We start from the raw sequence: 12,166 nt of genomic DNA, 5'->3' as shown, positions 1-12,166 counted from the left end.
TGTTTGGGAGACTGTGCAACTAGCAGATTTAGCACAGACTAAAAAACTTTTCCCTGAGTATAAGTCTATGCACTCTCAGGTGTTGCAAGATGTTATTCAGCGTGTACAAACAACAATGGATAACTATACCTTACCCGCTCAAAACGGTAAAACCAGTGGTAGACCTAAATTTAAAGGTCGGCATTATTATAATTCTTTCAGTTATCCTCAGTTATCAAATGCCAATGTAGTCAAAAATGCCAACGGTCGTTTTTGTATAAATCTACCAAAGATTGGTTTAGTTCCCTTTGTCTACAATCGTTCAATACCAATAGGATTCAAGGTTAAAACAGGTACAGTAGTACGGGAGGCAGACGGATGGTATATCAGCTTAACGATAGAAGATCAAGCTGTACCTTTGAGGCGTGCAGAAATTCAACCCACCGAAGATAACTCATGCATGTATTGATTTGGGATTATTGCACTATGCTGTTACCAGTGATGGAGAATTTATCGAAGTTCCTAAGTTTTTTAGGTTCTCTGAAAATAGATTATCTAAACTTCAGGTAAGATTAGCTAAAAAACATGCATGATTCTAAGCCTTGGAAGATTCTCAAGGGTAAAATAGCGGTAGTGCATCAGTTGATAGCTAGACAACGGTTAGATTGGCAATTCAAACTAGCTTATCATTTGTTGAGTGATTGTCAGATAATATTTTTAGAAGACCTACAGATAGCTTCTTTAGTTAGGCGAACCGAAGCTAAATTAGGTGATCATGGTCAGTTTTTGCCCAATGGTCAATCGGCCAAGTCAGGATTAAATAAGTCTCTACAAGATGCAGCTTTTGGTCAGTTTGTTCAGGTTTTAGAGTATGTTGCCTGGAAACTTGGCAAAAAAATTATCACGCGTAGACCCAAAAGGCACATCTCAATATTGTTGGGAATGCTTGAATAAAGTCTCTAAAAGCTTATCAGAGCGTTGGCATTCATGCCCCAGATGTGGACAGGAATTAGATAGGGATTATAACTCAGCACTCCTAATACAAAAAATAGGATTGTTGTCAATACAGGAGGAGGACATCACTTCTGTTAAAACTGCGGTCAGGGCTTATCTGGCTGAAGAATCCCGCGCTCTCCCGTAGGGGAGCGTCGGGAGTATGTCAATGGCCTGTTAAAGAGCTTTTGAGGTTATTTAGAACAGTTTTACTAACTTCTCGTTCAAAACCTACTGGAGTGACACAGCTAAAATAGTGTGTTAGATGGGGAGATGGGGAGATGGGGAGGCTTGAAGTTTGGATATAATTAGGGTTTGCTTATGGAAGTCTTTTAGTAGAGGTAGGAGACAGGAGACAACCAACCCCTAACCCCTCCGGTGGAGGGGAAGACAGGAGACAGGAGAAATGGGAATTTACAGGAGGTAGGAGCGGGCGTTTTGTCCCTTAATTTTTCTGACCAAAATCCGCTCCTAATTGAACAATTACCACTTAAAACCTCGAACTTTTTGATACTTAAAAAGGCACTTACCTTTATCTATAAAGACTTTTAGATTTAATCAGCAGAGCAATAATGATAAAAATATACTGTATAACCGGATTCTATATAATAGAAAAAAACTGGGTATTAAAAGAGAAATCTGATTTGAAAACTCAGATTATAAACGTCAATTTATCACATAACAAAGTACCAAAAACATCAGTGGATGGTTCACTATTTAGACTCTATAAATCATCATAATTTAACTGATACGGGAGCAAAATTAAATTGAATAAATTAAGCATAAATACTTGATCGAATCAGATAATTAGCCAGCATCATTTCCTACTGACTACTGAATATTTGCTCTTTACAGTAAGCTTTTAAGTGCGGAATTCAGGTGAAAAAATCAGAGAAAATAGATGATAAAATATGAACCAAAAAGTCTCAATAAAGTGATGGTTGAAATTCAAAAAAAATTGGAAATTGAGGTAAGCAAAAAGGCAATAATCAAGAATTATCAAAAAGCTATAGCAGTGTGCGCTGGTATATTTACAAATTGCAGGAGGTCTCCAATAGCTAAAAGTCTTATATGATTCCAACGGAGATGCTGCGCAAACGGCAATTTATTTCCCCTACTACCTGTTGCCTGCGCACAGCGCTATAAAATATGAAATGAAAAATAATTAAGAGAAGAATTAATAAGAATTCTAATGAATAGGAATAATCAGAAAAAATAACTTTGACAACTGTAAGCATTCAGCTATTAGCAGTCAGCTAGCCTCCTAGGTCGGAACTGCGTTAACAGCAACAAGACTCTCTCATATAGGATAGTGTTTAAATTAATATAGACTTTAAGGGCAAGGGAGCCAACTTTTGTAATAAGAGGTAATAAGAAAATTAATAAAGCTTTTATCGTCAACTAAAAGTAATAGCTGAAGTTCGCAGTTCCGACCATAGGAGGCTAGCTGATAGCTGACGGCTGAATGCTTACTGACAACTTTTCAAAGCTAAATAATTAATTTCCTGGGATTTAATCAAATGTAAGAAATCGGAAATAAAGAGAAAATATTATTTAACCAAAAATTAATAAAGTGCGTCTATACTAAAAATCAGTATCAAGAAAAGAATGCGATGATTGGTCCTAGTTCTGATGGTTTTTCTTATTTATTAGATAACGACCCTAATAACTTTATTGTACCTGTAAATTTACTGACTCCATACCCAGAAGGTCTACAAGCTCTAGATGGCAATGATACAGTAATAGGCTCATCCAATCCTGAACTAATTAATGGTAATAAAGGCAACGATAACATATTTGGTGGGGAAGGTTCTGATACTTTACGAGGAGGTAGAGATAATGATTTGATTTATGCTAACCAAGGTAACGATTTAATTTTTGGAGATTTAGGTAACGATACAATTTATGGAGAAATTGGTAACGATACAATTTTTGGGGGTAAAGAAAACGATCTTTTATTAGGTGAAGATGGTAACGATCTAATTGCTGGAGATTTAGGAAAAGATACGTTAATTGGAGGAGTTGGCAATGACACATTTGTGCTGCGAGAACCTCAAAATAATAATATAGATACGGCAGATATTATTGATGATTTTGATGCTAATTTTGACAGCATTAAAATACCAGAAAATTTAACAGAAAATGACATCTTATTAACAGCAGATTCTTTATCGGGGGATACATTAATTCAGGTTCAGACAAATGGTTTAATCTTAGCAAGAATTAAAGCAATATCTGACACACAACTTGTGGAAAGTCGCTTAATTTTTGGGGATAGTATAAGTATAAATGAAGTTCCACAAACAGCTAGTTCTATACAGTCAAGCTTTAACAGTACTTTTGGATATGGTTTAGTTGATGCCTCAGCAGCAGTGGCCAGTGCTATTGGAGTGGCCCCTTTTCCAGATCTTCCAGATATTGGCGGAAATCAGTGGGGACTAGATTTAGTCAAAGCACCAGAAGTTTGGAATCAAGGTTTTCAGGGAGAAGGCATTGTAGTAGCTGTCATTGATAGTGGTGTAGATAATACCCATCCTGAATTAACAGGCCAAATGTGGAACAATAGTGGTGAGATTCCCAATAATGGTATTGACGATGATGACAATGGTTACATAGATGATACCTGGGGTTGGGATTTTGTCAATAATGACAATGACCCAAGGGATGAAGAAAGTCATGGAACTCATATCGCAGGTACAATTGCTGCTAAGAGAGATGGAGTAGGAACAACTGGAGTAGCTCCAAATGCTAAAATTATGTCTCTTCGGGTACTAAATGATCAAGGAGTCGGTAGAGTTAGCGATGGAATATCGGCCATTCTCTATGCTGTTGAGAATGGAGCAGATGTAATTAACTTTAGTTCTGGTGGGAGAAATTTAGTTAGGAACGAACTTGATGCTATTCGTTATGCCGCCGATAGAGGTGTTGTATTTGTGTCTGCCGCAGGTAATGATAGTTTAAGCAGTCCTGATTATCCAGCAAGATTAGCTAATGAATATGGAATTGCAGTTGGGTCAGTAGATCGAAATGCTAAGTTTTCTTCTTTTTCTAATAAAGCTGGAGGTGAATTGGATTATGTCGTGGCCCCAGGAGGAGATGGTTTTCCTGAAGATGCAGGAGATATTTATGGACCTGTAGCTCCTTCAATAACAGGTAATTTATATAGTTTCTTTGCTGGTACTTCTATGGCAACACCCCATGTTGCAGGTGTCGCAGCTTTAATTAAACAAGCTAATCCTAGTTTATCTGCTGAGGCAATTGAGAATATAATTATTGATACTGCTAATTCTACGACTGTTAGTGTTTGACCTATAAGTCGTTGAATAATTATGTATGCCAGATGTAGAAAATCACATTAGAACTCTGCGGAAAAGAGTAAGTAGGGCAGTAGGGGCGAACGGCCATTTGCTGGCGCATAACTATCGTTAACGTCCGTACAGGAGTAGGGAGTAGGGGGAAAGAATTGATGATTTTTGCGCGATAATTGATTTTATTTTTGATTATCACGCCTATGTCTATTATAAAACTACACAAATAGGACGCGGGCATTCTTCTATTTTCTATAGAACCCATTTGGAATATTAGCCCGCGGTAGGGGTTGCTGGCAAAAAGGAGTCATAACTCAGATAGAGTCACCGTTGGTAGGGCGAGGTACAAAATTCAGGACCTCGAAAAATATAATAAGGGAAAAAGGTGGAAATTTGCCCCCAGATTCACCATCTCCCCATTTCCCGATATTTACAGCGCTTTTCACTCTTGATGAACCACATCTTCACACATCAAACCTTCTAGGGACGTTCCATGGAAAGTCTCTACTGTGGTCTACCCATGTGGTCTACCCAAATGAAAACCGCTGTAAGAACATCAATAGACATCCCCAATAATCAAATCAATTATTGCACTCTGATTCATCAATTCTTTCCCCCCTACTCCCTAGTCCCTCTTTTGGAGAGATGCCTACATAGATACTAAATGTGTTCTATAGATACTTCGATATTTTTCAGGGTAAAAATAGCTCAAACCTATACAGGTCAAGAGAAATATATCAATAGGCTAAAAATAGCTCTTGGCGTAGCATGACCGAGGAAAACCTAGATAGATCGACAAGCAAGCTAATTTTACCTTAAATGATTGCTATGTAAGCTTTTGAGGCTATTTTTCAGATGTGTTTGACTACAGTCTCCCTATTCTCAACTCCCTACTCCCCGATCGCTCAAATTTATAGCGCTGTGCGCAGGCAAAAGGCAACAGGCAACAGGCAACAGGCAACAGCTCATCTGGGGGAATAAATTGCCGTTTGCGCAGCATCTCCGTTGGAATAATACAAGATTTTAACTATTTGGCCCCTACTGCAATTTGTAAATATACCAGCGCTCATTGCTATATTGTCTTAACTAAAGAACGTACTGCTATACTGTCATGTTGCAATAGATTGAACTTGCAATTTTGACTACTGACTATTTATAATTTTCGATTGACTGGTGGTATAGCCTTCTATTAAAAATATGACGATAGGATAGGTATCTCAAATATGGGACTATCATAATCATCATAGTTAATCTTGAGATTAAAACAAATCTTTAGTTTGTATAAAATTGATCAATAGAGGCACGGAAGTATCTTAAGCGAGAGGGAAATAATTGTCCTTTTTCAAAATTAGTCATCTTTTTCGTAACTAAATTTGCCCTCTATTTCGCTATAAGCTTTATGATCAGGACTGTGTGTGGTGTGAAGTGAAGGAGTAAGATGACTGCCGATAGCCAATTCATCTCTGGCAAGGTAATTAGAGGGTTTACAGGACGAAGTTTTCAACCTTTCCTCCCCAGAGATAGACAAAACAGTCGATTTCTAGAGGGCCTAGAGGTAGGATGTTATAAACGATTATTTGATATCCTGTTTTCTCTGTCGGTTCTCATATTGTTTGCCCCCGTTTATCTGTTTATAGCTTTACTAATTGTTTTTAGCTCACCAGGATCTGTTTTTTATGTTCAAGAAAGAGTGGGTAAAAATCGAAAGCTTTTCCGTTGTTTGAAGTTTAGAACTATGGTGAAAAATGCAGATGAGATGTTAGGAGAAATTATGGAAACATCTCCTCATCTGCGCCAAGAATTTCAAGAAAGTTTTAAATTAAAACATGACCCTAGAATTACATGGATAGGTAAATTTCTTAGGGTGACGAGTTTAGATGAATTTCCCCAATTTTGGAATGTTTTGAAAGGTGATATGAGCGTAGTAGGGCCGAGGCCATTAGTGGTTGAAGAACTACCAAAATACGGTCATCACATGGATAAAATTCTTACCATCAAACCGGGAATTACAGGTTTATGGCAAGTTTCTGGTCGAAATGATATTCCCTATCCTAAGAGAGTTCAAATCGACCTTTTTTATGTAAACTTCAGAAATTTTTGGATAGATATATGGATCATGTTTAAAACAATTGGTATTGTTGTTTTCCCCAAAAACAACGGAGCTTACTAAGGCTGATTATTAATGACTAAGTGATTGAAAATCAACTGAAGTTATTACTGGGTTAGAGGTTGATAGTATTTTTCCAACTATTATATTTCTAACCCCAATTGATAAGTTTAAATAAAATTTTTTTAGTTGCTTCAGAGAAATAGTATTTTTCAAGGAGTCAAGTTGATGAATATTAACTCAAAACTCTTGGTTATGATCACAATTTTAGGTTAGTCTAGACATCTGGGAATGCTAGAGGTTATAACCCTACTATTAAGCAAAAAAATAAATATATATTTATTGCTTTTGCACTGTAGCCATTGAACTAATTATTATGGACATTCCCATGGCAATTTATTACCTTGTAAATATTAACTCCAATGACTGAAAAGAAACGAGCGCTAATTACTGGTATTACAGGTCAAGATGGTTCATACTTGAGCGAATTTTTGTTAGATAAGGACTATGAGGTTCATGGTATTATTAGACGTAGTTCTAGCTTCAATACAAGTAGAATAGACCATATATATCAAGACCCTCATAATCCTCATGTTAGTTTATTTCTCCATTATGGAGATTTAACTGATGGAACTACTATACGTCGCATTCTTGAAGAAGTTAGACCAGTAGAAATATATAATTTGGGCGCCCAGTCCCATGTGAGAGTGAGTTTCGATTCTCCAGAGTATACTGTAGATACTGTAGCAATGGGCGCTCTACGTTTACTCGAAGCAATTCGAGATTACCAATATCGTACTGGAATTGAAGTCCGTTTTTATCAAGCTGGTTCTTCTGAAATGTTTGGTAAAGTTCAGGAAGTACCCCAGAAAGAAACTACGCCTTTTTATCCTCGTAGTCCTTATTCTTGTGCTAAAGTTTATGCCCATTGGCAAACACTAAATTACAGAGAATCATACAATCTCTTTGCTTGTAATGGCATATTGTTTAACCATGAAAGTCCACGTCGGGGGGAAACTTTTGTAACTCGCAAAATTACTCGTGCTGTAGCTAGAATTGTTGCAGGTAAACAGAAGAAACTCTATCTTGGTAATCTGGATTCTAAGCGAGATTGGGGATATGCAAAGGATTATGTCCGAGCTATGTGGATGATGTTACAACAGGAGCAACCTGATGATTATGTGATTGCTACTAATGAAACTCATTCTATTAAGGAATTTCTAGAAATAGCATTTACTCATGTTAATCTAAACTGGCAAGATTATGTAGAGTTTGACCCTCGTTATTTACGTCCTGCAGAGGTAGATTTATTGATTGGTGATTGTACAAAAGCAAAAGAAAAATTGGGTTGGCAACCATCAGTTACGTTTACAGAGTTGGTACATTTGATGGTTGATTCTGATATTAAAGCTTTGGAACAATCTAGTATGGTTGGTAGTGGGTTTGATTAAAATTTTTGACCTAAATTACGATAGTTAAACTGTTGAAGTCAATCCTTAATTATTCTAAAGTGATAGTTCTTTAGCTGATTTTTTTTTGCATTATCTAAATACAAGTAGGCAAAAAACTTGATGCTTGAAAATTAGCTGCTCAAGTGAAAAAAATTATGGGGTGTATCTATAAAGTAAATCTGAGTTAAAGTAGTTAATAATTATAGATAAACATCCCTAATTAAAACAATAGGAATGCACTCAAAAGTTTAGCCCGCTAATTAATTAGGATGACAGAAAATTACACTACTTGGAAGAATGACTTTTAATGCTTTTAAGTTGATGTGAAATGAAACCAGGTATTTGATATAAGATACTGAATTGCCTTTAGGAATTATAGATAGTTTGATATCTCTGAATATTAGGGATGTAATCAACTTTGACGTTACCAATAAGGTTCTGATAAGCTGCAAAAATATTTCATACAAACCCTAAATTTTCAGGAAAATATGACAAATTAAATTGAACTACTATAAATGTCAAAAGACTGGCAAACTTGATAATAGAAAATAAGCAAGATATAAATTACATTCCTCTACTTTCAAATAGGGGATTTTTACTATGACTTCAATATCAGTCTAATTTCTGAGAGATAATATTGCATCGCTTGTTTTTCTGAACTGACTGATTCTAATTCCCTAGACCTTAGACTTAATGTCTGATGAATATCAATCTCGGAGATTTTTTATGACTAAATTAGAGTTAGAAAACAAAAAAATTCTGGTGACAGGTGGATCGGGTTTTCTGGGACGCCAAGTTGTAGATCAACTTCATCAAGCAGGAGCTAATCCTAATCAGATTACTATACCGCGATCGCGTGATTATGACCTTTGTAATTTAGAAGCTTGCCAAAAAGTAGTTGATGGACAAGATATTGTAATTCATCTTGCTGCTCATGTAGGTGGTATTGGTTTGAATAAAGAAAAACCTGCTGAGTTATTTTATGACAATCTAATGATGGGGGTTCAATTAATTGATTCTGCTTATAAAGCAGGTGTAGAAAAATTTGTTTGTGTGGGTACAATATGCGCTTATCCTAAATTTACTCCGGTTCCTTTTAAAGAAGAAGACCTTTGGATTGGTTATCCAGAAGAAACTAATGCTCCTTATGGTATTGCCAAGAAAGCTCTTTTAGTTCAATTGGAAGCTTATCGTCAACAATACGGTTTTAATGGAGTTTATCTACTACCTGTTAATTTATATGGACCTGAAGATAATTTTAATCCAAAGAGTTCCCATGTTATTCCTGCTTTGATTAGGAAAGTGCATGAAGCACAACTTAGAGGAGATAAAGAATTACCTGTTTGGGGTGATGGTAGTCCTAGTCGTGAATTTTTATACTCTACAGATGCGGCAAGGGGAATTGTTTTGGCAACTCAATTTTATAATGAATCTGAACCTATTAATTTAGGAACTAATTATGAAGTAAAGATTCGCGATTTAGTAGAGTTAATTTGTGATTTAATGGAATTTCAAGGAGAAATAATTTGGGAGACTGATAAACCAAATGGTCAACCTAGAAGATGTTTGGATACACAAAAAGCAAAAGAAAAGTTTGGTTTTATTGCTAATGTAGATTTTAAGCAAGGACTGAAGAATACAATAGAATGGTATCGAAAAAATGCTGACTAAGTTTAAATGATATCGATTTTATCTGTTAGAATTAGTTGATATAAGGTTAGGCTGGAAGGAAATTATCTTTCAGCTTTTATATCATCAAAAACTTTTCTGGGTAAAATTTACTATAGATTTCTGAAAAAGATCGGGAAATATAATGTTGTAAGTAATCCAGCATTGATCTAAGTAAAATTAAATCTAGTTTATAGCTTTTATCAGTGGGATGAGATAAAAAATAGGGATGTAGATGACAAAAAATAGGCAATAGATTGAATATATCTCATTTAATCAAACACTGTTTTGAACGGTAGACTAAAATAGCAGTTTTTGAATTGTACTAAAATACATTTTTCAAAGCTCAATAGTTATAAAGCCATAGAATTTTGTAATTTAATTAAAGTTATTTAGAGTTTGAGTAACTTTGATTACAGTTGTTGCTTGATAACTAAAAAAAACTGGTAAACCCTTGTCATGTAAAGATTTTAACTATCTGTTGTCAAAAACTCATAAAATTACTGCTGTATCTTAATTTGAGCGATTTTTTCAATCTATCTATATATTGAGATATTAGTGACAAATCTATTATATAAGATTGTACCAATTTAAAAAAAGAATGCTACAAAAAAAAGGCTAGAAGTTCTGCCTAAAAATAAATCATCCAATCCTATAAGCCAAATATTTCGATTGTTTTTCCTTTTTTCTGATTTGTTTATCCCAACTTCGGTCTTCCCTCTTTCTTATTCCTTGTTGATAATATTGGTAACAAACACTTATCAAGCTTGGTATTACATCTAAAGATAATTACTATAATAATCTATATTATACTCACTACGGAATAATTATGAAAAATTTAACATTATCAAAAAAAAATATAGCGTTTCTCAAGTTACTGAGGTGCAGTTGTTTTACTTCTTTTATATTCCCTGTTTCCCGAATTACAACTCCCTACTCCCTAAAACAAACGAATGCGCGTACCTCACGCTTTTTGGGAACTACTATATTCTAAAACAAACCATAATATTTACTAGATATTATATTGAATAAGTATACTCGCATAATAAAAAAATTATAATCAAGCATTAGAAATAAGCTGAGAGAAATGGTCAATAAAAATCTCCTGGAAAAGATTAGTAAACTCCTAGCTCTTGCCAATTCACCTAATGAACATGAAGCTGCATTAGCTGCTGAAAAAGCAGCAGAATTATTAGCTCAACATAATTTATCCGTAGCGGACTTAGGACAAGAGAAAGATGAAGATATTACTAAGGGTATTATTGATAAAACAGGTCGTTATGTAACCTGGAAAATGTGGATTTTAGCAGGAATTGCTCATGCTAATGGATGTCAAGCAATGCGTTCAACTTACACTGGTGAAATGAGATTAGTAGGAACAGGAACTAATATTACAGTTTCTAAGTCCCTTTATGAATATTTAACTGCTGTAGTTGACAGTTTAGCAAAACAACATAGGGGTAAAGGAAGAACTTTTATTAATGCTTTTCGAGTTGGTTGTGCAACTAGATTAAGACAAAGATTAGAGCACAGACGAAAATACATGGAGGAAAAAGGTATCGCTGGTAGTGACGATAAAAATTCGGCATCTGCTATAGTTGTACGTTCAATGTTTGAAAAATATTCTTTAGCTATTCAAGCATATTTAAAGCAAGAAGGTGTAAAATGTAAAATTCAGAAATCGACTGCCGTTAATAGTGATTTAGGTTTTTCTTTTGGGTATGTTGCTGGGGAAAAAATTAATTTGAATTATTTGAATCACAAATTATACAAAGGCAAAATTCATCAAACAGTCAACTATTAATAATTAACAATTACTTCTCCTGAAAATGGATAAGATTGGCGAGCATAAATTTTTGAATTTATTTGTTCTTGAAATAAGAAGCTTGAAACCTTAATTATTTGGTAAGTAGTACATCAGCTATTAATCATTAGTTTTTTGACATCTTAAACTGTCTGATTTTAAGGGGTGGTTGCTCCACTAGAGTTGAGATTAGATAATATCCTTAAATAAAAGCTTAAAGAGCCTTGATATTAGACGATGTAAGTGTTAAAGTTTATGAGAGAATATTTTAAGTAGATGGAGAAGATGGCTAAAACAACAACAGAAAAATTAAATACTTCAGAACAATCAAATACTCCACTGACTGGTAAAGCATTGTTGAAGAAAGTAAAAGAACTCTCGCACAAGTCAAAGAAAGATACTGCTATTGCTTGCGGATATTATTCAACTACAAAAGATAAGCAGAAACGAGTAAATCTTGCTAAATTCTACGATGCAGTTTTACAGGCAAAGGGGCTAAATCTAGATGATAACAATGTTAAAGATGGAAGAGGGCGTGCTGCTACTTACCGTGCTTGTGTTCATAGAAATGGACAGTTAGTAATAGGCGCTAACTATACACAAGAAATGGGATTAAAACCAGGGGATGAATTTATTATCCAGTTAGGGCATAAACATATTCATCTTAGGCAGATTAATCTAGAAGTAGAAAAAGAAGATGAAAATAATGAGGAAGAATAGATAAATTTTGTAATAATCGTAATGGTCTCTAAAATCTGCGATTATCATCATCTAGATATTCCAAAATGCTGCAAAAAACTAGAGTCATCTACAGTATTTGAAACCTAGTTTTTGGCAGCAAATAGAATTTGAAGGA

8 protein-coding genes and 1 pseudogene are annotated in these 12,166 nt (G+C 34.9%); all 9 read left to right on the top strand.

Features of this window, described 5'->3' with window-relative positions; all coding sequences use genetic code 11:
* Positions 1-448, top strand: a pseudogene (locus tag F6K15_RS28580) (RNA-guided endonuclease TnpB family protein); the annotation flags it as partial.
* 116 nt (positions 449-564) lie between these two features.
* On the top strand, positions 565-933 hold the full coding sequence (locus F6K15_RS28575; protein ID WP_293067650.1) for a hypothetical protein: 369 nt from the start codon (positions 565-567) through the stop codon (positions 931-933).
* Positions 851-1,120, top strand: coding sequence for a zinc ribbon domain-containing protein (locus tag F6K15_RS38690; RefSeq protein ID WP_363268908.1), 270 nt, complete (start codon positions 851-853; stop codon positions 1,118-1,120). The genes F6K15_RS28575 and F6K15_RS38690 overlap by 83 nt, the downstream gene beginning before the upstream one ends.
* A gap of 1,465 nt (positions 1,121-2,585) precedes the next feature.
* Positions 2,586-4,280: a S8 family serine peptidase gene (locus tag F6K15_RS28570; RefSeq protein WP_293067648.1), complete on the top strand. Its 1,695-nt coding sequence runs from the start codon at positions 2,586-2,588 to the stop codon at positions 4,278-4,280.
* Positions 4,281-5,718: 1,438 nt separating this feature from the next.
* Positions 5,719-6,450 carry a sugar transferase gene (locus F6K15_RS28565; RefSeq protein ID WP_293067645.1) on the top strand — a complete coding sequence of 244 codons (732 nt, stop codon included), beginning with the start codon at positions 5,719-5,721 and terminating at the stop codon, positions 6,448-6,450.
* 359 nt (positions 6,451-6,809) lie between these two features.
* Positions 6,810-7,838 (top strand): GDP-mannose 4,6-dehydratase, encoded by a 1,029-nt coding sequence (gmd, locus tag F6K15_RS28560; protein ID WP_293067642.1) that lies wholly within the window; start codon positions 6,810-6,812, stop codon positions 7,836-7,838.
* 726 nt (positions 7,839-8,564) lie between these two features.
* Positions 8,565-9,509, top strand: a complete 945-nt coding sequence (locus F6K15_RS28555) for a GDP-L-fucose synthase (protein WP_293067639.1) — start codon at positions 8,565-8,567, stop codon at positions 9,507-9,509.
* Between the two features lie 1,084 nt (positions 9,510-10,593).
* Positions 10,594-11,310 carry a DUF2786 domain-containing protein gene (locus F6K15_RS28550; protein ID WP_293067637.1) on the top strand — a complete coding sequence of 239 codons (717 nt, stop codon included), beginning with the start codon at positions 10,594-10,596 and terminating at the stop codon, positions 11,308-11,310.
* A gap of 285 nt (positions 11,311-11,595) precedes the next feature.
* Complete coding sequence (locus F6K15_RS28545; protein WP_293067635.1) at positions 11,596-12,030, top strand: AbrB family transcriptional regulator; 435 nt, start codon at positions 11,596-11,598, stop codon at positions 12,028-12,030.
* The last annotated feature ends 136 nt before the right edge of the window (positions 12,031-12,166 follow it).

Origin of the sequence: Okeania sp. SIO2B3, assembly GCF_010672525.1 — a bacterium.
GTDB lineage: Bacteria > Cyanobacteriota > Cyanobacteriia > Cyanobacteriales > Microcoleaceae > Okeania.
This window is presented reverse-complemented; position numbering and strand designations above follow the sequence as displayed.